This window comes from Candidatus Polarisedimenticolia bacterium, assembly GCA_036004685.1.
Lineage (GTDB): Bacteria > Acidobacteriota > Polarisedimenticolia > Gp22-AA2 > AA152 > DASYRE01.
On the sequence record DASYRE010000050.1, the window covers coordinates 119,407 to 139,127 of the forward strand.

The following is a 19,721-nucleotide window of genomic DNA, read 5'->3' on the forward strand; positions in this document are numbered from 1 at the left end:
TATGATCCGGCCACCTGGGAAAGGAAAGAAATGACCCGCGAATGCGTGGAATGCGGCGTCGGGGACGAAGAGGCCTACCTCTATCAATGTCCCATCTGCCACAAGTTCGTGTGTGAGGAATGTCGCTTCACCAAGAGCGGGCAGACTTTCTGCAGCCGCGGCTGCGGCGAGATGTTTTTCCATCAGGACGAGGACGAGGCGGACGAGGAGGATGGAGGATGAGCTTTCCGATCCAGCGTCCCCGGCGGCTGCGCCGGACCCCCGTGCTGCGGAAAATGATCCGGGAGACCGAGCTGTCGCCCGGCGATTTCATCCTGCCGCTTTTCGTCTGTCCCGGAAGAGGGGTGCGCACCGAGATTCAGGCCATGCCGGGCTGTCATCGCCTGTCGGTCGACGAGACGGTCGCCGAATGCGAGGAGGCGCTTTCGCTGGGGGTGCCCTCCGTCATCCTGTTCGGCCTTCCCCCGTCGAAGGATCCCGAGGGGAGCGGCGCCTGGAAAGAGGACGGCATTGTTCAGCAGGCGGTGCGCGCCTTGAAGAAGAGCGTTCCGGATGTTTTCGTGATCACCGACGTGTGCCTGTGCGAATACACCGACCACGGCCATTGCGGCAGGATCGAGAAGGGCGAAGTTCTCAACGATCCGACGCTGGAGCTGCTGGCGGAGACGGCGATCTCGCAGGCGCGGGCCGGCGCCGATCTCATCGCGCCGTCGGACATGATGGACGGCCGCGTCGCCGCCATCCGCCGCGGCCTCGATGCCAACGGCTTCAGCCACCTTCCCATTCTCTCCTACGCCGCGAAGTACGCGAGCGCCTTCTACGGGCCCTTCCGGGAGGCGGCCGATTCCCGACCGCAGTTCGGGGACCGGCGCTCCTACCAGATGGATCCGGCGAACGCGCGCGAGGCGATGCGTGAGGTGCAGCTCGACATCGAAGAGGGCGCCGACATGGTGATGGTGAAGCCCGCCATGCCGTGCCTCGACATCGTTCGCAGGGTGCGCGAGGCCTTTCCGGTTCCGTTGGCGGCCTATCAGGTCAGCGGGGAGTACTCCATGATCGCGGCCGCGGCGCTCAACGGCTGGATCGATCGAAATCTCGTGATCCTGGAATCTCTCACCGCCATTCGGCGCGCCGGCGCCGATTTGATCCTCACCTATTTTGCCAAGGAGGCGGCCCGTCTCCTGAAGGCCGGCTGACCGGATCGGACTCCACGGGTCTTCCATGTCCGCTACTTCACGCGATCTCTTCGAGGAAGCGCTCCGCTTCATCCCCGGGGGCGTCAACTCTCCCGTGCGCGCCTTCAAGGCGGTGGGGGGGAACCCCGTGTTCCTGGCACGCGGCAAAGGATGCCGCGTCTGGGACGTCGAGGGGCGGGAATACCTCGATTACGTCGGCTCGTGGGGGCCGCTGATTCTCGGCCATGCCCGCGAAGAGGTGCTGGACGCGGTCACCGAAGCGATGCAGCTCGGGACCTCCTTCGGCGCGCCCACCGAGGCCGAGGTGGAGATGGCCCGGGCGCTCACCGAGGCGATTCCCTCGATGCGGAAGGTCCGCCTGGTCAGCTCGGGGACGGAGGCGACTCTCTCCACGGTGCGGCTGGCGCGGGCCGCCACCGGCCGGGACCTGATTGTGAAGGCGGAGGGATGCTATCACGGTCACGTGGACGCCCTGCTCGTGGCGGCGGGGTCCGGAGTGGCGACGCTGGGGATCCCCGGGACCCCCGGCGTTCCGCGCGAGGTCGCTGCCCAGACCCTCGTCGTGCCTTATAACGACAGTTCGGCCCTTGAAGAGGTCTTCCAGCGGCACGGCGAGCGGATCGCCCTGTTGATCCTCGAGCCGGTGGCGGGAAACATGGGGGTGGTGATCCCCCAAAAGGGCTATCTCGGGACGGCCCGTGAGCTGACCCGGCGATACGGCTCCCTGCTCGCCCTGGACGAAGTCATCACCGGCTTTCGGCTGCTGTACGGCGGAGTGCAGTCCCTTTTCGGGATCGAGCCGGACCTGACCACCCTCGGGAAGGTCATCGGCGGGGGTTTTCCGGTCGGGGCCTATGGCGGCAGGGCGGATCTGATGGACCGGATCGCCCCCGCAGGACCCGTCTATCAGGCCGGGACCCTGTCGGGGAACCCCATCGCCATGCGGGCCGGGCTGACGACCCTCCAGCTCCTGAAGCGGCTCGATCCCTACCCCCGGCTGGAGCAGCTCGGGAAGAGTCTCGCGGCGGGCCTCGCGGCGGGCGCCCGGGAGGCTGGGATTCCATTGACCGTCAACGTGTTCGGGTCGATGCTCACGCCGTTCTTCACGGCCGCGCCGGTGACCGACTTCCGGTCGGCCGCCCGTTCCGACGTGACCCGTTACGCCGAATTCTTCCGGAAAATGCTGCAGCGGAACATCTACCTCCCGCCGGGTCAGTACGAGGCGCTTTTCCTCTCCACCGCCCATGGCGAAAGCGACCTGGATCGAACGTTGAGCGCGGCCCGGGAGGCATTCGCGGAGATGGCGGCCTGAATACGAGGCGGGAGGCGGCGGGGCTGGGTGACGAATTTCGACGTTGACACCCTTCGGATCGCGGGTCTAGGATGAACAGACTCTTCCCGGCAGAGCCGACTTGAAAGGAGACTGCAATGGTCAGCAAAGTAGGTTATAGCCGGATCATCGTTTCGGACTTGAAACGCTCGGTCGAGTTCTATCGCGACATCCTCGGTGTTCCTCTGAAATTCGAAACCGATGGGTGGGCGGAGTTCGCCACCCTGGGGACCCGCCTCGCCCTGAAGGCGGGTGCGCCCCCCATCGCCGCGATCCCCGAAAAGAACGCGGACGGCAAGCCCATCGCGGGGCGAGTCGGAATCGCTTTCGAGGTGAAGAATCTCGATCAACTTTACCGGGATCTCAGCGCCAAGGGCGTGACGTTCACCCAGGCTCCCACCGAGGAGGGACACGCCGGTCGCACCGCTACCCTGCTCGACCCCGACGGCCTGGAAATCGCGCTCGGCGAAAGCCATCACTAGAGCCCAGGCCCATCAGGCAAGACGACAGCCGCTCCGGAGACCCCCCCGCTACGGAATTCGCTGGGATCTGGTCTTCCAGACCCCCGTCCTTCTCGGGTGGGCGGGGAGCGCGTCCACCGCCTCAGATCGGCTCGAGGGGAGCATATTTTGGAAGGAACTTCTTGGAGCCGTAAACCGAGAAGGAGACCGTGAGCTTCAGGGCATCCCCGGATCCTTCGACCTGGATGATCGTGCCGATTCCATACTCCGGATGATGGACCCGCCTGCCCAGTCCGAACGCCCCCGATGCCGTCCCGGACTCTCCGCTCTCCGAGGCCGGCGCGCGTGGGGGCCGCGATCCATAGAACGGCAGGGCCGGACGCCCGGAGCCTTCGCGTGAGACGGTCCGGAGCAGGTGGGGCGGGATTTCCTCGAGAAAACGGGAAGGCTCGTTGAATTCGCGGCGCCCGAACACTCTCCGGCAGACCGCCCGGGTCAAAATGAGCCGTTCCCGGGCGCGCGTCATCCCCACATAGCAAAGTCTTCTCTCTTCCTCCACCTCGCTGGCGCTCTCCAGGCTTCGGGCATGCGGGAAGAGATTCTCCTCCATGCCGATCAGGAAGACGACCGGAAATTCGAGCCCCTTCGCGCAATGCAGGGTCATCAGGGACGCGCCTCCCGCGCCTTGCCGGTTCTCCACTTCGGATATCAAGGCGGCCCGTTCCAGGAACTCCTGGAGCCCTTCCGCGCTCCCGGAGTGTTCTCCGACGGCCGCCACCAGCTCCTCGAGGTTCTCCAGGCGTGAAGGGAGGTCGTCCGGGCTGGTTCTCTCCAGGTGCTCGCGGTAGCGTATCCGATCGAGCAGGCTCGCCACGAAGCTCCCCGCGTCCATTTCCTGCGCCGACGCGCGGAGCTCGTCGAGCAGGGCAAGGAAGCCCCGGAGCGCCCGTTCGCTCCGGGCGGTGAGCGCCGACGTCTCCAGAGCCCGCGCCGCGGCGGCCGGGAAAGGGAGGCGCTCGCGGGACGCGAGCGCCTCGAGCACCTCCGCCGCTCCCTTGCCGAGCTCCCTCGAGGGCACGTTGAAGATCCTCTTCCAGGCCACTTCGTCGGCCGGATTGACCACCAGCTTCAAATAGGCCAGAACGTCCTTGATCTCCCGCCGGTCGTAGAAGCGCACGCCTCCGAAAATGGCGTAGGGGATGCCGCGCCGGGCAAGGGCCTCTTCCAGCAGCCGCGATTGCGCGTTGGTCCGATAAAGCACGGCCGCCCGCTCGGGCCCGCCGGCCGCCGCATCGATCCGGTTCGCCACGAAGGAGGCCTCCTCCAAATCGTCGGCGGCGCAGTAGAGGTCGATCGATTCGCCTGCCGGATTGTCGGTCCACAGCGCCTTCCCGATCCGGCTCGTGTTGTTCCCGACGACCGAGGAGGCCGCCTCCAGGATGACTTTCGTGGAACGGTAGTTCTGCTCCAGCTTGATGATCCGCGTTCCGGCGAAGTCCCGCTCGAAGCAGAGGATGTTGTTGATGTCGGCGCCGCGGAAACGGTAGATGGACTGGTCTTCGTCCCCGACGCAACAGACGTTGCCGTGCGCCCCCGCGAGGGATCGGATGAAAAGGTATTGGGAGTGATTCGTGTCCTGATACTCGTCGACGAGCAGGTAGCGGCAGAGGCCGCTCCAGCGGCTGGCCGCCTCGGGCTCTTTCTCGAAGATCTCCAGGGGGCGGAGAATCAGATCATCGAAATCCATGGCGTTGGCCGACCGGAGGCGCTCGGAGTAGCGGGCGTAGAGATCGCCGAGGATCTCCCCGCCCGGGCCCGGATGGCCCGCCCGGTAGGCGTCGGGGCTCACGAAGAGGTTCTTGGCGCCGCCGATCGCGGAGAGCACGCGGCGCGCGGGCAAGGATTTGTCGTCGACGCCGAGCTCCTGCTGGAGATCCCGGATCAGGGAGAGCTGATCGGAATCGTCGTAGATGACGAACCCGCGCCGGTAGCCCAGCCGGTGGGCCTCGCTGCGGAGGATCCGAAGACCCAGCGAATGAAAGGTGGAGATCCAGGCCCCGCAGCGCGGCGTGCCCAGCAGGTCGGCCACGCGGCCCTTCATCTCGTCCGCCGCCTTGTTCGTGAAGGTGACCGCGAAAATCTGGTCGGGAAACGCCTTTCCCGCTCCGATCAGATGGGCCACGCGATGGACGATCACCCGCGTCTTGCCGGATCCCGCTCCGGCGAGGATCAGGAGAGGGCCTTCGGTCGCGAGGACGGCCTCCTTCTGCGGTCCGTTGAGATCGTCGAGAGGCATCGAGACGGAGGGTCCGGCCGGGGTGGCCACTATTCGACGGTGACGCTCTTCGCGAGGTTTCGAGGCTGATCCACGTCGCAGCCGCGCCGCAGGGCGATGTGATAGGCGAGGAGCTGGAGCGGCACGACCGCCAGGATGGGCGTCAGCAGCTCGGACGTCTTGGGGATGGTGATGACGTGGCTCGCCATCTTCGCCAGGTCGTTCTTGCCCTCGTCGGTGACGGCGATGATCCGTCCCTCCCTCGCCCGGACTTCCTCGATGTTGCCCATCATCTTGTCATACACCTTGTCGCCGAAAGCGAGCGCGACCACCGGCAGGTTCTTGTCGATGAGCGCGATGGGCCCGTGCTTCATCTCGCCGGCCGGATATCCCTCGGCGTGGATGTACGATATCTCCTTGAGCTTCAACGCGCCTTCCAGCGCGATGGGATAATTGACGCCGCGCCCGAGGAAAAGGAAATCGGAGGCCCGGTAGTACTCCTTGGCGATCTCCTCGATCAGGGGATCCATCCCGAGAATCTGCTCGATCTGCGCCGGCAGGTGCAGGAGACGGGCGATCTCCTCCTTCGCGACTCCCGGGGTTGCGCTCCCGCGGACCTCTCGCAGATGAAGCGCCAGGAGATGAAGAGCCGCCAGCTGGGCGGTGAAGGCTTTGGTGGAGGCCACCCCGATCTCGGGACCGGCATGGGTGTAGATCACGCCGCTCGCTTCACGGGTGATCATGCTTCCCACGACGTTGCAGATGGCGATCGTCTTGAGTCCCTTGGCCCTCGCTTCCCGCTGCGCGGCGAGCGTGTCGGCCGTCTCGCCCGACTGGCTGATGACCACCACCAGATCGTCGGGGTGAAGGATCGGATCGCGGTAGCGGAACTCGGAGCCGATGTCCACTTCGACCGGAACCTTGACCACGCTCTCCAGAAGGAATTTCCCCACGAGCGCCGCGTGCCATGAGGTTCCGCACGCCACCAGCGCGATGCGCCGCACCTTGCGAAAGTCCTCGGCGCTGATTTCCATCTCTTCCAGGAAGATGCTCCCCGACTCGCGGGAGACGCGCCCGAGCAGGGTGTCCCGAATAGCCCTGGGCTGCTCGTAGATTTCCTTGAGCATGAAGTGCTTGAATCCGCTCTTTTCGGCCATGATCGGATCCCAGGTGATCCGCTGCACCTTCCGGGCGATCGGATGCCCCTGCAGATCCCGGATCTGGACCCCCTGCTCGGTGACGACCGCGAGCTCCCCATCGTCCAGGAAGAAAACGTCGCGCGTGTGATTGAGGATGGCAGGGATGTCGGAGGCGACGAAGTATTCGTCCTTTCCCAGGCCCACCACGAGCGGAGGGCCGTTCCGGGCCGCCACGATTTTTCGGGGGTGATCGGCCGAAATGACCGAAATGGCGTAGACGCCGCGGAGCTCCGGGAGGGTGAGCCGCACCGCTTCCTCCAGCGAGTGATCGCGCAGCTTCTCTTCGATGAGATGCGCCATCACCTCGGTGTCGGTCTCGGTCTTGAAGGCGTGGCCGCGTTTCTGGAGATTGTCCTTCAGCTCGAGGTAGTTTTCGATGATGCCGTTATGCACCACCACGAGCCGACCGGTGCAGTCCCGGTGCGGATGGGCGTTTTCTTCCGTCGGCCGCCCGTGGGTGGCCCATCGCGTGTGGCCGATCCCGAAGGTGCCGTCCAAGGGATTCAGCCGCAAGCTTTCCTCGAGATCCCGCAGCTTCCCGGCGCAACGGACCACCTGCAGCCCGCTGCCGTTGACCACGGCGATACCGGCCGAGTCGTAGCCCCGGTACTCCAGGCGGCGCAAGCCATCCAGGAGAATCGAGGTCAGGGGCTTGCTGCCGATGTAGCCGACGATGCCGCACATGGGGCGAGATCTCCGTGGGCTGGGTTCGCGACTTCGAATATATGGAAATTCATCGAGGAGAGCAAGACGCGGGAACGGCCGCGGAGCTCAGCGGGCCCTCTTCTTCTTGTTCTTGCTGCGGTTCTTCGCCCAGTTCTCGATGATGACCTGCCGGCCCCGGGCGATGGCCAGCGAGTAGGGGGGAACCTCCTTGGTGATGGTCGAGCCCGCTCCCACGTAAGCTCCTTTGCGGACTCGCACCGGCGCCACCATTTGGCTGTCGCTTCCGACGAACACGTCGTCTTCGAGGACCGTCTTGTGCTTGCTCTCCCCGTCGTAGTTGCAGGTGATGGTTCCCGCTCCGACGTTGACGCCGGCGCCGATTTCCGCGTCTCCGAGGTACGAAAGGTGGTTGGCCTTGCTCCCGCGGCCGATGCGGCTCTTCTTGGTCTCCACGAAGTTTCCGACGTGCACTCCTTCCGCGAGCTCCGTCTCCGGCCTCAAATGGGCGAACGGACCGATGCGCGACCCGCTGGCGATCCGGGAGAGCGTGATGACACAGTGATCCAGGATTTCGACGTCGTTGCCCAAGACCGAATCGGCGATCCGGCTTCCCGTTCCGATCCGGCAGTTCTCGCCGATGATCGTCTCGCCTTCCAGAAAGGCGAGGGGCTGCAGAACCGTGTCCCGCCCCACCTTCACGGGCGTTTCGACGTAAGTGCAATCGGGATCCAGAATCGTCACTCCGGAGTCCATGAGCTCCGCGGCCTTGCGGAGGAACAGGGTCTTGCCCGCCCGCGCCAGCTCCCCGCGATTGTTCACTCCGAGAACCTCCTCGGGCTCGGGATGACGGTAGGCCGTCACCTTCTGGTGGTTGCGCTTCAGAATCTCGACCAGCTCGGTGAGATAGACCTCGCCCTGGGCATTGTCGGCCCCCGCCTGCTTGAGATTCTCGAAAAGATGGGCGATCTGAACGCAGTAGATTCCCGCGTTGATCTCCTTGATCTGCTTCTCCTCGGGAGAAGCGTCCGAAGCCTCCACGATTCGGGCGACGTCGGAGTTGTAGTTGCGGACCACCCTTCCGTAGGAGCCCGGATCGGCGAGCACCGCGGTGAGCAGCGTGAGCGAAGACCTGGCCTGGAGGTGGAACTGGATGAAGGCTTCCAGCGTGGAGGGCCGGATCGAGGGAAGATCCCCGTTCAGAATGAGCAGGCTCCCTTCGAGTCCTTGCAACGCCTTCTCGGCGCACAGGACCGCGTGCCCGGTTCCCAGAGGGCGCTCCTGCACGCAGAAGCCGACCCGGCGGTCGGAATTGCCGACGGCCGCGCGGACGTCACCGGCGGCCGGATCCCCCACCACGACGACCACGCGCTGAACGCCGGCCTGCAGCGCGGCCTCCACGACGTAGCGCACCATGGGACGCCCGGCCAGGCGATGGACCAGCTTGGACGTCCGGGAGTGCATTCTTTTGCCTACTCCCGCTGCGAGGACGAGGGTATGAACCTCCCGCGGCCGCGGATCCGGGAAAGGAGAGGGCTTGATCGAGGTCTTCCGGGTGGGCATGGCCGGCCCCCGGTCAATCCTTCCGGGGAAGGACGAGATCCAGGAAGGCGTCGTCGTCCCGGAGTGGCTCGAAATCGGGGTCCTGCTGAGCGTAGATCCGATTCACGGCATTCAGATCGATCGCTTCCTTCAACGCCGAAAGCGCCTGTTCGCGGTCTCCCTTGAGGGCCTGGGTCGAAGCGACGATGTAGAGAACGCGGTCATCCCGGGGGCTCATCTCCAGAGCGCGATCCAGGTGCTTGAGAGCCTCGTCGTATTGCTGGCGGTTGCTCTCCAAAATCCCCTGGTAGTAATAGTCCTCCACCCGCTTCAAAGGCATGGCTTTGTCTTCCGATCCCCGCTCACATATCCGGAGGTAGGCTCGGCAGCGATCGGCGATCTCCTTTTCCTGCGGGAAGGTCTTCAGCAGCCCCCGGAGGCCTTCGGCGGCCTCGGCAAACTGCTTCTTGCGGAGGAGATTCAGCGAATGCTCGTACACCTGGAGAGCCTGCTCGGCGTGAACCGTGAGTGATGAAGCGGTTTTCTGTCCGGCCTTCTTGCTCTTCTTGATTTCTTTTTTGGCCATTGAATGGTCCGTCCTGTGTCCCGGGTTTCACGTTGAATGACGCTGCCGTGGCGGGGGTGATATTGTTGGTCCGCAGAGTCGCGCCAGACCGGTTTCCATGTCGCTTGGAATGGCAAACTCGAAATATTAGCAAGACGGTTATTTACTGTCAATGGGGACACGGATGCCGGACACTCCGCAACGAGGCGGGAGCCTAGTCTCGGAAAGGATCTTCCTGGGGCTGGGATCCAACCTGGGAGATCGTCTGGACCACCTCCGGCAAGCCATTGAAAGTCTTCAGGATAAGGGTGTTCGCATCGTGCGCCTCTCGGCCGTTTACGATACCGATCCGGTGGGCTATCGTGCCCAAGGCAATTTCCTCAACCTGGTCGCCGAGGTGGACTGGCAGGCGAGTCCCCGGGAGCTTCTGGAGAGGTGTCAGGCCGTGGAAAGGGAGCGCGGCCGGGCTCGAGCCGTGCGGGACGGTCCTCGGACCCTGGACCTCGACCTCCTCCTCTTCGGCGATCGGATCCTGAAGGAGACGGACCTTACCCTTCCGCATCCGCGGATGCACGAAAGGAGGTTCGTGCTTCAACCGCTCGCCGAGCTTGCGCCGCTGCTTCGGCATCCCGTGCTGGGTATGACCGTCGGGACGCTGCTTGAGCGATGCGCCGACTCCGCGGGCGTCCGCCAGCTCCCGGTCCGTCTCTCTCTTGAACGGGACGACCCACCCGGCTATAATCCGGCGGCTTCCCGGGGCAAACCAGAATGAAATCCAAGTTCATCGCGGTGGAGGGACCCATCGGGGTGGGGAAGACCAGCCTCGTCGATCTGCTCGCCTCGCGATTCGACGCCGTCAAGATCCTGGAGCGCACCGAGAATCCGTTTCTGGAGGAGTTCTACCGGGATCGTCCCGGAGCGGCGTTCCAGGCCCAGCTTTTCTTTCTTCTGAACCGTTACCAGCAGCAGAAGGAGCTTTCGCAGGGCAACCTGTTCAACCAGGTCACGTTGTCGGATTACGTCTTCGCCAAGGACAAGATATTCGCCTACCTGAACCTGGACGATTCGGAGCTGATGATCTACGAAAAGCTCTACGCCCTGCTCGAGCCGAATATCCCGCGTCCCGATCTGGTTATCTATCTGCAGGCGAGCGACCGCATCTTGATGGAACGGATCCGCCGGCGAAGCCGGGATTACGAACTTGGCATCTCGGAGAAGTACATCGCCGAGCTGAATCGGGCCTATAATTACTTCTTCTTTCACTACACTTCGACGCCGTTGCTGGTGATTGACACTTCGGACATCGACTTCGTGCAACGGATCGACGACTTGAACGAGCTGGTCAGCCAGATCGAGCAGATGGAAAAGGGCGTTCAGTACTACATACCGCTCGGAGCCGCGGAAGGCCCGAGACGGGAAAGAAGCTAGGCGACCCTCGGTCCCCCGCCACCGCCGCGTTCCCCCAACCCGAACCGGGTGGGGAGAAAGGAGCGACCGCGTGAGTTCCTCCGACCCCGGCCCGATCACCGTCCCGAGGCTTGCCCGGATGAAAGAGCGCGGCGAGAAGATCGTCATGCTCACCGCCTATGATGCTCCGATGGCGCGTCTGGTCGACGCCGCCGGGATCGACATCATCCTGGTCGGCGACAGTGTCGGCAACGTGGTTCTCGGCTACGCGAACACGCTGCCGGTCACTCTGGAAGAGATGATCCACCATACGAAGGCCGTCGTTCGAGGCGTCCGCCGCGGTCTGGTCGTGGCGGACATGCCCTACCTCTCCTACCACTTGGAAATCCGGGAGTCGGTGCGGAACGCCGGGCGGTTGATCCAGGAAGCCGGCGCGGGGGCGGTCAAGGTCGAGGGGGGACGCCGGCGGGTGTCGACGATCCGCGCGATGCGTGAGGCGGAGATTCCCGTGATGGGGCACGTCGGGCTCACGCCCCAGTCGGTTCACGACATGGGGGGATTCAAGGTCCAGGGAAGGGACTCGGCCGCCGCGCTCGCGATCCTGGAAGACGCTCTCGCGCTGGAGGAAGCGGGGGTTTTCTCGGTGGTCCTGGAGGGCATCCCCGCCCAGCTCGCCTCGCTCATCACGGAAAGGCTCTCGATCCCCACGCTGGGCATCGGCGCGGGGCCGCATTGCGACGGGCAGGTCCTCGTGCTGCACGACCTTCTCGGGATCTCCCCGGAGCCCGCTCCTTCTTTCGTGCGGAAGTACGCCGAGGTGGGCGCCGCGATTCGGCAGGCGTGCGAGCGCTTCGCCTCCGATGTCCGGACGGCCGCGTTCCCCTCGGAGACCGAATCGTACCGCATGAAGCCCGAGGTTCTGGAGGAGATTCGCTCCACGCTCGAGGCTTCCGGAAGGCGCCGGTGGAGATCGTAACCCGGACCTCCAGGATGACCTTCCTGTCCCGCGAAGCGCGCGCCGCGGGAGCGCGCATCGGCTTCGTCCCGACGATGGGGGCGCTGCACGAAGGACACCTGAGCCTGATTCGCCGCGCCTCCCAGTCTTCCTCCCTCCCCGTCTTGAGCGTGTTCGTCAATCCGGCGCAGTTTGGTCCGGGCGAGGACTTCAGCCGCTATCCCCGGGACCTTCCGCGAGACGCCGATCTGGCGCGGGAGGGCGGGGCGCGGGTCCTCTATGCCCCTCAGCCCGACGAGGTCTATCCTCCCGGCTTCGGCACGCAGGTCTCGGTGGAGCCGCTCGACTCCGTGCTGGAAGGCGCGGCGCGGCCCGGGCACTTTCGGGGCGTCGCCACGATCGTGACGAAGCTGTTGCACCGCGTAGCCCCGCACGTCGTCTTTTTCGGGCAGAAGGACGCCCAGCAGGCGGTGATCGTGAAGAAGATGCTCCGAGACCTGGAAATGGATGTCGAGATCGAGGTCTGCCCCACCGTCCGAGGCGACGACGGCCTCGCGCTCAGCTCGCGCAACCTCTATCTCAAGCCCGAGGAGCGGCGCTCGGCGCCGGTTCTGTACCGGGCCTTGCGGCGCGCCGAGGCAGCCATCCGGGAGGAGAACGAGCGCGATCCCGGCCGGATTGTCGAAGGGATTCGATCCACCGTGGAGAGCGAGCCGCTGGTGCGCCTGGAGTATGCGGCGGTCGTGGACAGCGCGACGCTGACTCCCGTGGAGAGAATCCAGGGAGAGGTTCTGATTCCCCTGGCGGCCCGGGTCGGAGGCACGCGGCTGATCGACAACGTGATCGTCAAGCTGGAGGGCTGAAATGATGCAAAGGGAAGTGCTGCGCGGCAAGATCCACCGTGCCACCGTCACCGAGGCCAACCTGGAATACGAAGGAAGCCTGACGGTGGACGCCGATCTGCTCGAGGCGGCCGGGCTCGCGCCTTACGAGCGGATTGACGTGTATGACATCACGAACGGCAGCCGCTTCTCGACTTACTTGATCGAGGGCCCGCGGGGATCGGGCGTCGTCTGCGTCAACGGAGCCGCAGCCCATCTTGCCAAGCGGGGCGATCGCGTCATCATCACCGGCTACGGCCTTGCCACCGCGGCGGAGCTGAAAGGCTACCGCCCGCGCATCGTCCTCGTGGACGAGGGCAACCGCATTCAGCGCGTTCTCCACGAATCGACCGGCGCCCGAGTTCCGTAATCCCCTATCCGGCGGAAGGGCCGCTCTGAATCACCTCGTGAAGCGCGGCCAGATGGGATTTCAGCGAGGCGCGCCCCGCCCGGGTCAGCGCGTACCAGGTGACGGGCTTGCGATCCAGAAACTCCCGCCGCAGGCTCAAATAACCCGCCTCCTCCAGCTTGCGAAGGTGAGCTCCGAGCGAGCCGTCGGTCTCTTTGAGGAATTCCTTCAGCCTGCTGAAGCTCAGGGCATCATTCCGTGAAAGAAGAACGCAGACTCCCAGCCGAATGCGGTGTTCCAGGAGGCGGTCCAGTCCCTTGAGGCTCGGCCATTCCGTGGTCCCAGTCTCAGAATTCCTGCGTGGCATGGGAGGAAGCGCCCCAAAGGGCGGTGGCGACCAGTGAGAGAGCCACCAGCGCGCCCAGAACCGTCCAGCCGTAGGCTGGAATGAAGAAAAGAGCGACGTAACCCGCCGCCATCACGATGCCGATGAATCCGAGGGGCCTCTCCAGGTGGACGCCGGCGAGCAGATACGCCAGCGTGACGAGCAGGAGGATCACCTTGCCGAGCCCCGCTCCGGGAAGGACGCCCCGGGTCGCCAGCGGAACGGAGAGGAGAATCACCCCCATCATCGCGCCCCAGTGAAGACAGTGGCGGATCCCTTCCTCGCGGCGGAAGAAACCCAGCCGGCGGGCGTCCCGCCAACCGAGGTAGGCGCTCAACGCTCCGCCTGCCGGACCGGCGAGCATCCAGAAGATCCCGGTGTAGCGGGGGGCGAAATCGGGAAGCGCGAAGCCGATCAGGACGATGGCCGCCCAGAGCCAGTAGATTCCTGCGGGGGACTTCTGTCGCTCGGCCTTTTGCACGACGTTCCGCACGTAATGCAAGTCGTTCTCGATCCGTTCCATTTCGGCCATGGGAACCTCCACAAAAGAGTACTTTGCAATTAAGAGTACTCTATATCGAGGAGTTTGTCGAGGGGTTTTCCACCAGCCGGCCCGGGGTTCACGAGCCGCTGATGCTGATGCCTTCCAGGAGAACCGTCGATCCGGTGTTGCCGGAAGCGAAAAGGCGCAGGTCGTCGGCCACCGCCGCGAGGGAGTCCAGCAGGCCTCGGACGTTGCCGGAGAATCCCATTTTCTGGAACGGCCGGACCATTTGGCCGTTCTCCATCTCCCATCCCGCGGCCCCGAGAGAAAAATCGCCGGAGATCGGATCGATGGTGTGGAGTCCCATCACTTCCGAGACGTAGATCCCCTTCGCCACCATGCCCAGCAGGGTCTTCCGGCTGACTCCCGTCGGACGCAGATAGAGAGAGGAGATGCCGATGCGGGGGGATGAGAGGTAGCCGCCCCGCTGGGCGCTTCCGGTGCGGGCGACCCCCATCTTCCGAGCCGTGAAATGGCTGTGGAGGTAGCCGTTCAGAATGCCTTGATCGATGAGCACGGTCCGGCGCGTGGGAGCTCCCTCCCCGTCCACGGGAGCGAGGTGCATCGATCCGGGAAGGCGGCCGTCATCGATCAGCGTCACCGTGGAGCGGCCCACCTTCTGGCCAAGCAGCCCCTTGAACAGCGACTTGTCCTTGAGCACGCTGTCGGCGTACAAAGCCGCCGCGAGCGTTCCAAAAACCCCCGCCACGACGTCCGGATCGAGCACCACGTCGGTGCGGCGCGTGGGTCCCGGTTCCGCCCCGAGCTTGTTGATGGCCCGGGAGGCGGCCTCGATTCCGATCGCGTCCGGCTCGAGGTCGTCGATCCCCAGGCCGAAACCCGAACCGTAACCGGTTTGGTTCTCCTCCTTGTCGATGGCCACCAGCTCGATCGAGCCCACCGACCGCGACAGGCTGTACCAGGCCCGCACGCCGGCCGTGTTCGCAATCCAGCAGCCGCCCCACGTGTCGGAATACCGGCTCTCCCGGACGCGCTTGACGCGGGTCGAGAAGCGCAAGGCGCAGCTCTCGATCCGCCGCGCCATGTCCACTTTTTTCTCGACGGTCACCTGTCCGAGCTCGGGGTCCTCGTTCTTCAGGTTGAAGGAGGATTCCTCGGGATCCGGGACCGTATTCGGCTCCTCCGGGTCGACGTGGGGGAGAATCGCCACGGCGCGGTCGACGGCTCTCCGGAGCCCTGCGAGGCTGGTGTCGGGGGTGAAGGAGAAGCCGACGCGCCCTTCCTTGAAGACCCGAAACGCGGCGCCGCACTCCTGCTTGGCTTCGACCGACTCGACGCTTTGATCCACCACCGTGGCCGAAGTGTCGTGCGTATGCTGGAAGTAAACCTCCCCCCCGTCGGCCGCGGCCCTCCGGAGAAGGTCCAGGCCCCGATCGATGATCTTCTCAGGCTCTCTGTTTTCCATCGCCTCCTCGGGCCTCATTCGTTCGCGGCGACCGTGCCGCCGACCACGATCCTCGGGATTCTCAGCGTCGGTTGCGCGTCGGCGACGGGGACGCGCTGGCCGTCCTTGCCGCACGTGCCGACCCCGTATCCGAGATCGGATCCTACCGCGTCAATGCTACCGAGCACTTCCGGACCGTTGCCGATGAGGGTCGCGTCCCGGATCGGCTCGGCGATCTTGCCGTTGCGGATCATGTACGCCTCACCCACGTTGAAGATGAAGTTTCCGCTGGCGATGTCCACCTCGCCTCCTCCCATCTGACAGACGAAGATACCCTCCTCGACGCCGGAGACAATCTCCTCCGGCGGCGTCTCTCCGGGGACGATCAGCGTGTTGCGCATGCGGGGAATCGGAAGGTAGCGGTAGCTTTCTCGGCGGCCGTTTCCGGTGGGCGCCTGCCCGAGCTTCCGGGCCGTCCGGCGGCTGTGAAGATAGGACTTCAGAATCCCTTTCTCGATCAGCAGGACTCGGGAGCTCGGGATTCCCTCATCGTCCATTCCGGTCGATCCGCGCCGATTGGGAAGCGTTCCGTCGTCGACCACGGTGATCAGATCGGAGGCAACCCGCTCGCCGAGCTTGCCGGCGTAGATGGAGAGCGACTTCTCCGCGAAATCCGCCTCCAGTCCGTGGCCGCACGCCTCATGGACCATCGTGCCGCCCGCCTTGGACGAAAGGACCACGGTGAACGTGCCGGCGGGAGCCGGCCGGGCCGAAAGCTGGACCAGGGCGATTCGTGCGGCCTCCCTTCCCACTTCCTCCGGAGGATGCTCGTCGAAGAGCTCGAACCCCCGGGTTTCGGCAAGCGAGTGGTATCCGGTCCGGATTTGATCGCCCTCCCGGGCGATGACCGAGCCGAACAAGGTCGTATAGACGCGCTGCTCGCGGGCCAAGGTCCCGTCGGAGTTGATCACCGTGATCGCCAGCAGCGAGTCGCCGTAGCTCGCGGAGAATTGAGCCACCCGGGCGTCGACGCCTCGCGCCGTCCTTTCCGCCCGCCGGAGCAGCTCCACTTTTTTCCCCATGTCCACCGAGGCGGGAAGGATCCTGACCGGCGAGACCGCGGGAACCGGGGTGTTCCGAAGATCGGGGACCTGCGCCGCGGCCCCGCCCGGCTCGACGGCTGCGGCGAGGCGCGCCGCCTCCCGAATGAGGACTTCCGGGTCGAGGTCGTTTCCGGAATAGAAGAAAGTCCGGTCCCCGGAGACGAGCCGGAGGGAGATTCCGGCATCCTCGCCCGACAGGATCTCTTCGAGCTTGCCGTCGTCCAGCAGAATGCGGGTGTATTCGTCGGATTGGCAGTAGACCTCGGCGAAGTCGCCGCCGCGGGAGAGAAGCGTTTCGAGGATTCTCTTTGCCTGATCGGCTTCCATGAAGCTCATCCTGTCTCCTTAGCGGATCGAATCCTGGGCTTCCAGATCCCGGCGCAAGGCCGCGAACGTCCTGCGGGCGGCGCTCCGGGTCTCCTCCGCGGTTCCGGAGGTGTCGATGAGGTAGTCCGCTGCTTCGAGGCGTTTCTGCGGCACCGTCTGCGAGGCGATCCGGCGCTTGGCTTCGGAGCCGCTGAGCGCGTCCCGCCGCTCGAGTCGCGCGCTCTGGGTCCCGGCGTCGCAATGGGTCACCACGATTCGATCGAAGATCCTGTCCGCTCCCGCCTCGACGAGCAGCGCGGCCTCGACGACGATGATCCCGCCCGGAGGACGGCCGGCAAACTCCTGGAGGCGCTCCTCGATCTTCGTCACAATCCGCGGATGCAGGATGGCGTTGAGCCGGTGTCGGGCCGAGGCGTCCCCGAAGACGCGGGGAGCGAGCTCTTTCCGATCGATGCGGCCGTCGGTCGCGAGGACTTCGTCGCCGAAGGCCGCCCGGATCTCGTCGTAGGCCGGAGAGCCGGGCTTCATGAGCTCGTGTCCGAGCGAATCCGCGTCGAGCACGGTTGCCCCCATCTCCTTGAAAACTCCGGCCACCTCCGACTTGCCGGTGGCGATTCCTCCCGTCAGGGCCACCCGAAGCACTTTCCGAGGAGACGGCGTCGCGCTCCGGATCATGAGCGCGCCGCCGCGCGCCGCATCCGTGCCGCCTTCAGCGTGTTCTGCAGGAGGCAGGCGATCGTCAGAGGGCCCACGCCTCCCGGAACCGGAGTCAGGGCTCCCGCCGTCGCCGCCGCCCGCCGGGGGTGGACGTCGCCCACGAGAACCGTCCGGCCGTTGCGGAAGGCCTGCGCCTGGCTCGACTCGGCGCCGAAGAGATCGAGCACCTGCGCTTCCCGCTCGACGCGGTGGATGCCCACGTCGACGACCACGGCCCCCGATCGGATGAATTCCTCGTCGACCAATCCCGGTTTCCCCGCCGCGACCACGAGGATCTCGGCGCCGGCCGCCACGGCAGGCAGATTCCGCGTCCGCGAATGACAGATCGTCACCGTGGCGTGAGCCTGGAGCAGCAGGAGCGCCATCGGCTTCCCGACGATCTCGCTCCGGCCGATAACCACGGCGCTCTTTCCGGCGATCTCGATTCCCGATCGGACTAGCAGCTCCATGATCCCGCTCGGCGTGCAAGGCCGCAGACCCTCGAGTCCCAGCAGAAGGCGCCCCGCGTTCAGGGGATGCAACCCGTCCACGTCCTTTCCGGGGTCGATTTCCTGGAGAATCTCCGCCTCGTCGACGCCGTCGGGAAGCGGAAGCTGGACGAGGATCCCGTCCACGTCGCTCCGGCGGTTGGCTTCCCGGACGGCCGCCAGGACCCGGCTGCCGGCGCCGGGCCCCTCCAGACGGATCAGGTCGGAGTCGATGCCGGTTTCCGTGCAAGCCTTCAGCTTGTTGCGAACGTAGACTCCGGAAGCCACGTCTTCCCCGGCCAGAATGACCGCCAGCCTGGGCCGGTGCCCTTCCCGGGACACGAAGTCCTCGACCGCGGAGGCGACCTCCGAGCGGATTTCGCGCGCCACCGTTGCGCCGCTCAGCGGCCGGGCCGCCACCCTATTTCCTCTCCTTCTCGAAATGCCAAGGGAGGGAAGCCTGAAGCGTCTCGGAGCCGACCTGGAAAGCCGACATGAGCAGGACGAGCTGCTTCTTCTTCGCCTTGACCGGCAGCTCGCGGAAAAAAAGGAGCCGCTCGATCGAATCCGCGCGCTCGAGCGTAAGACCCGAGTCGAAGAAAGACTCGCGTATTCCCTCCAGCGCGTCCGGATTCTTCCCCTCCTCTTCCAGGAAGCGGTAGAGATCGGTGTAGTCGAGGATGTGGTCCTGTTGCTCCGCCCCGGCGATCCGCACGATGTTGCCGGGCTGGAATCTCAGCGGTTCCGGGGAGCGGTTTCGAATCGCCAGGAGGAAGACCTGGAAGGGCGGAGGAGAGCCGTCGCGACGCCGCAAGATTCCCCGCATCCCCGAGCCGCTTTTCTCGAGGCGGGTCTCCCATTCCGCCAGGGTCAAGGGCCTCGCCTCGAACGTGATCCCGGCGGCGTCCGCCCGCGCGGTCGTTTCGGGTTTTTCCCCCCGCGTGCAGAGCGCTCCGGCGATCAGCTTCGCTTCCTGAGGGCGCGCCGCCTCGAAGCCGCAGAGCAGGAAGGCGAGCGTCAACCAGGCGGCTCGAGTCGGGCGAAGAGAAGCGGGAGAAGGAATCATCCGGCGGAGCCCAACCAGCAGCACGCGTCTGAGGCGACGAAAACGATGCGAGGGCGCCAAACGATAGGCCTAATGCGAGGGAGTGTCAAGATTGAGCGGCCCCGGCGATCGGCGGGCCGGAAGCGGGATCGGGACCGGGCTCAGTGATCGGTGCTCAGGATCTTGGGAGTAGCCTTGATGATGAAGACTTCTTCCGAGCCGTCGGGATTCTTTTTGACGACGCGGTGCAGGACCACGCGCTTGTTTTCCTTGGTGGCCACCACCGTTTCGACGCGGATGTCGTCGGACAGCGGCCCGTCCGCCTCCGACCATCCTTTCGGGGCGATCGGTTTCATCTTCCAGCCTTGGACCTTCATGAGTCCTCCGACGTCGGAAATTAGGACGGGCCCGCATCTCCGTGCGGAAATGCGGGCCCGTCTCTCCACTACCCCCCCAGATAGGGAGAGATCGAACCTATTCCCCATGGTCGCCGCGTCCCGATCCCGGCGGCTGGGTGCTTCCCGGGAAGCCTAACCGCTGGGAAAAGAGAGATTTCAGGACGCTCACGGAAAGATATACTCAAGGAAGTCCGAACTGTCAACCGGAAAGATGGCCCAAACCTTCGCGCCCGCCGGGTTTCCGAGCGGCTGCGGGAGCCGTTGCCCCGCCTCGCGCCAGACAGCTATAATCCAACAGATTGTTACATTTCTCCCCGAGGAGGCAATCCATGGCCAAAGCTCTTATCGCCGGCGCCGTCCGGACTCCCGTCGGAAAGTTCCTAGGAAGTCTCAAGGGCTTCTCGGCCACCGACCTGGGAGCGAAGGTCGTCCAGGAAGCGCTCCGGAGGGCCGGCCTCTCTCCCGATGCCGTGGGGGAAGTGATCATGGGGAACGTTCTCCAGGGGG

22 protein-coding genes are annotated in these 19,721 nt (G+C 65.1%); 10 read left to right on the forward strand and 12 right to left on the reverse strand.

What is annotated here, in order from left to right; genetic code table 11:
* Positions 1-30: 30 nt before the first annotated feature.
* The 4 genes from VGR67_13905 (at position 31) to VGR67_13920 (ending at position 3,008) form a co-directional block, all read left to right on the forward strand.
* The gene (locus VGR67_13905; protein HEV8337503.1) at positions 31-222 is read left to right on the forward strand and encodes a hypothetical protein; all 192 of its coding nucleotides are present in this window, start codon (positions 31-33) and stop codon (positions 220-222) included.
* A complete protein-coding gene (gene hemB / locus VGR67_13910) occupies positions 219-1,196 on the forward strand; it encodes a porphobilinogen synthase (protein ID HEV8337504.1) in 978 nt (325 codons plus the stop codon). Before VGR67_13905 ends, hemB begins: the two co-directional genes overlap by 4 nt.
* Before the next feature lie 25 nt (positions 1,197-1,221).
* Positions 1,222-2,508 carry a glutamate-1-semialdehyde 2,1-aminomutase gene (gene hemL / locus VGR67_13915; GenBank protein ID HEV8337505.1) on the forward strand — a complete coding sequence of 429 codons (1,287 nt, stop codon included), beginning with the start codon at positions 1,222-1,224 and terminating at the stop codon, positions 2,506-2,508.
* 116 nt (positions 2,509-2,624) lie between these two features.
* Complete coding sequence (locus tag VGR67_13920) at positions 2,625-3,008, forward strand: VOC family protein (protein HEV8337506.1); 384 nt, start codon at positions 2,625-2,627, stop codon at positions 3,006-3,008.
* A 121-nt stretch (positions 3,009-3,129) separates the two neighbouring features.
* Here the strand turns inward: VGR67_13920 and VGR67_13925 are convergent, their stop codons facing one another.
* From VGR67_13925 to VGR67_13940, 4 genes are all read right to left on the reverse strand, one after another.
* Positions 3,130-5,313, reverse strand: coding sequence for a UvrD-helicase domain-containing protein (locus tag VGR67_13925; protein HEV8337507.1), 2,184 nt, complete (start codon positions 5,311-5,313; stop codon positions 3,130-3,132).
* On the reverse strand, positions 5,313-7,145 hold the full coding sequence (gene glmS / locus VGR67_13930; protein HEV8337508.1) for a glutamine--fructose-6-phosphate transaminase (isomerizing): 1,833 nt from the start codon (positions 7,143-7,145) through the stop codon (positions 5,313-5,315). Before glmS ends, VGR67_13925 begins: the two co-directional genes overlap by 1 nt.
* Before the next feature lie 87 nt (positions 7,146-7,232).
* A complete protein-coding gene (gene glmU, locus VGR67_13935; GenBank protein ID HEV8337509.1) occupies positions 7,233-8,687 on the reverse strand; it encodes a bifunctional UDP-N-acetylglucosamine diphosphorylase/glucosamine-1-phosphate N-acetyltransferase GlmU in 1,455 nt (484 codons plus the stop codon).
* A gap of 13 nt (positions 8,688-8,700) precedes the next feature.
* Positions 8,701-9,252, reverse strand: coding sequence for a tetratricopeptide repeat protein (locus tag VGR67_13940; GenBank protein ID HEV8337510.1), 552 nt, complete (start codon positions 9,250-9,252; stop codon positions 8,701-8,703).
* Between the two features lie 163 nt (positions 9,253-9,415).
* On the opposite strand from VGR67_13940, the gene folK reads away from it, so the two are divergent.
* The 5 genes from folK to panD all read left to right on the forward strand — a co-directional run bounded on the left by folK (position 9,416) and on the right by panD (position 12,844).
* Positions 9,416-10,003 carry a 2-amino-4-hydroxy-6-hydroxymethyldihydropteridine diphosphokinase gene (gene folK, locus VGR67_13945; protein HEV8337511.1) on the forward strand — a complete coding sequence of 196 codons (588 nt, stop codon included), beginning with the start codon at positions 9,416-9,418 and terminating at the stop codon, positions 10,001-10,003.
* Positions 10,000-10,659 (forward strand): deoxynucleoside kinase, encoded by a 660-nt coding sequence (locus tag VGR67_13950; GenBank protein ID HEV8337512.1) that lies wholly within the window; start codon positions 10,000-10,002, stop codon positions 10,657-10,659. The genes folK and VGR67_13950 overlap by 4 nt, the downstream gene beginning before the upstream one ends.
* A 70-nt stretch (positions 10,660-10,729) precedes the next feature.
* The gene (panB, locus tag VGR67_13955; protein HEV8337513.1) at positions 10,730-11,614 is read left to right on the forward strand and encodes a 3-methyl-2-oxobutanoate hydroxymethyltransferase; all 885 of its coding nucleotides are present in this window, start codon (positions 10,730-10,732) and stop codon (positions 11,612-11,614) included.
* Positions 11,602-12,456 carry a pantoate--beta-alanine ligase gene (gene panC, locus VGR67_13960; GenBank protein ID HEV8337514.1) on the forward strand — a complete coding sequence of 285 codons (855 nt, stop codon included), beginning with the start codon at positions 11,602-11,604 and terminating at the stop codon, positions 12,454-12,456. Before panB ends, panC begins: the two co-directional genes overlap by 13 nt.
* Positions 12,457-12,460: 4 nt before the next feature.
* Positions 12,461-12,844 (forward strand): aspartate 1-decarboxylase, encoded by a 384-nt coding sequence (gene panD / locus VGR67_13965; protein ID HEV8337515.1) that lies wholly within the window; start codon positions 12,461-12,463, stop codon positions 12,842-12,844.
* Positions 12,845-12,848: 4 nt separating this feature from the next.
* Here panD and VGR67_13970 read toward each other — a convergent pair whose 3' ends face one another.
* The 8 genes from VGR67_13970 to VGR67_14005 form a co-directional block, all read right to left on the reverse strand.
* On the reverse strand, positions 12,849-13,190 hold the full coding sequence (locus tag VGR67_13970) for a transcriptional regulator (GenBank protein ID HEV8337516.1): 342 nt from the start codon (positions 13,188-13,190) through the stop codon (positions 12,849-12,851).
* A complete protein-coding gene (locus tag VGR67_13975; protein ID HEV8337517.1) occupies positions 13,171-13,740 on the reverse strand; it encodes a hypothetical protein in 570 nt (189 codons plus the stop codon). Before VGR67_13975 ends, VGR67_13970 begins: the two co-directional genes overlap by 20 nt.
* A gap of 88 nt (positions 13,741-13,828) precedes the next feature.
* Positions 13,829-15,178: a TldD/PmbA family protein gene (locus tag VGR67_13980; GenBank protein HEV8337518.1), complete on the reverse strand. Its 1,350-nt coding sequence runs from the start codon at positions 15,176-15,178 to the stop codon at positions 13,829-13,831.
* A 14-nt stretch (positions 15,179-15,192) separates the two neighbouring features.
* Positions 15,193-16,596 (reverse strand): TldD/PmbA family protein, encoded by a 1,404-nt coding sequence (locus VGR67_13985; protein ID HEV8337519.1) that lies wholly within the window; start codon positions 16,594-16,596, stop codon positions 15,193-15,195.
* Between the two features lie 9 nt (positions 16,597-16,605).
* Positions 16,606-17,220, reverse strand: a complete 615-nt coding sequence (gene coaE, locus VGR67_13990) for a dephospho-CoA kinase (protein HEV8337520.1) — start codon at positions 17,218-17,220, stop codon at positions 16,606-16,608.
* 38 nt (positions 17,221-17,258) lie between these two features.
* On the reverse strand, positions 17,259-18,191 hold the full coding sequence (locus tag VGR67_13995; GenBank protein HEV8337521.1) for a bifunctional 5,10-methylenetetrahydrofolate dehydrogenase/5,10-methenyltetrahydrofolate cyclohydrolase: 933 nt from the start codon (positions 18,189-18,191) through the stop codon (positions 17,259-17,261).
* Between the two features lies 1 nt (position 18,192).
* Positions 18,193-18,792, reverse strand: a complete 600-nt coding sequence (locus VGR67_14000; GenBank protein HEV8337522.1) for a hypothetical protein — start codon at positions 18,790-18,792, stop codon at positions 18,193-18,195.
* Positions 18,793-18,977: 185 nt separating this feature from the next.
* Positions 18,978-19,193: a hypothetical protein gene (locus tag VGR67_14005; GenBank protein ID HEV8337523.1), complete on the reverse strand. Its 216-nt coding sequence runs from the start codon at positions 19,191-19,193 to the stop codon at positions 18,978-18,980.
* Between the two features lie 350 nt (positions 19,194-19,543).
* Between VGR67_14005 and VGR67_14010 the strand changes: the two genes are divergently transcribed.
* Positions 19,544-19,721, forward strand: a 178-nt coding sequence (locus VGR67_14010; GenBank protein ID HEV8337524.1) for an acetyl-CoA acetyltransferase, incomplete at its 3' end; no start/stop codon positions are given.

Bases quoted from the DNA above. Each gene is read 5' to 3' on its own strand.
- VGR67_14005 (HEV8337523.1), bottom strand. From the start codon at position 19,193: ATGAAGGTCCAAGGCTGGAAGATGAAACCGATCGCCCCGAAAGGATGG.
- hemB (HEV8337504.1), top strand. From the start codon at position 219: ATGAGCTTTCCGATCCAGCGTCCCCGGCGGCTGCGCCGGACCCCCGTG.
- VGR67_13950 (HEV8337512.1), top strand. From the start codon at position 10,000: ATGAAATCCAAGTTCATCGCGGTGGAGGGACCCATCGGGGTGGGGAAG.
- glmU (HEV8337509.1), bottom strand. From the start codon at position 8,687: ATGCCCACCCGGAAGACCTCGATCAAGCCCTCTCCTTTCCCGGATCCG.
- VGR67_13940 (HEV8337510.1), bottom strand. From the start codon at position 9,252: ATGGCCAAAAAAGAAATCAAGAAGAGCAAGAAGGCCGGACAGAAAACC.
- panD (HEV8337515.1), top strand. From the start codon at position 12,461: ATGCAAAGGGAAGTGCTGCGCGGCAAGATCCACCGTGCCACCGTCACC.
- glmS (HEV8337508.1), bottom strand. From the start codon at position 7,145: ATGTGCGGCATCGTCGGCTACATCGGCAGCAAGCCCCTGACCTCGATT.
- VGR67_13905 (HEV8337503.1), top strand. From the start codon at position 31: ATGACCCGCGAATGCGTGGAATGCGGCGTCGGGGACGAAGAGGCCTAC.
- folK (HEV8337511.1), top strand. From the start codon at position 9,416: ATGCCGGACACTCCGCAACGAGGCGGGAGCCTAGTCTCGGAAAGGATC.
- VGR67_13980 (HEV8337518.1), bottom strand. From the start codon at position 15,178: ATGGAAAACAGAGAGCCTGAGAAGATCATCGATCGGGGCCTGGACCTT.
- VGR67_13975 (HEV8337517.1), bottom strand. From the start codon at position 13,740: ATGGCCGAAATGGAACGGATCGAGAACGACTTGCATTACGTGCGGAAC.
- VGR67_13920 (HEV8337506.1), top strand. From the start codon at position 2,625: ATGGTCAGCAAAGTAGGTTATAGCCGGATCATCGTTTCGGACTTGAAA.
- hemL (HEV8337505.1), top strand. From the start codon at position 1,222: ATGTCCGCTACTTCACGCGATCTCTTCGAGGAAGCGCTCCGCTTCATC.
- VGR67_13970 (HEV8337516.1), bottom strand. From the start codon at position 13,190: ATGCCACGCAGGAATTCTGAGACTGGGACCACGGAATGGCCGAGCCTC.
- VGR67_13985 (HEV8337519.1), bottom strand. From the start codon at position 16,596: ATGAGCTTCATGGAAGCCGATCAGGCAAAGAGAATCCTCGAAACGCTT.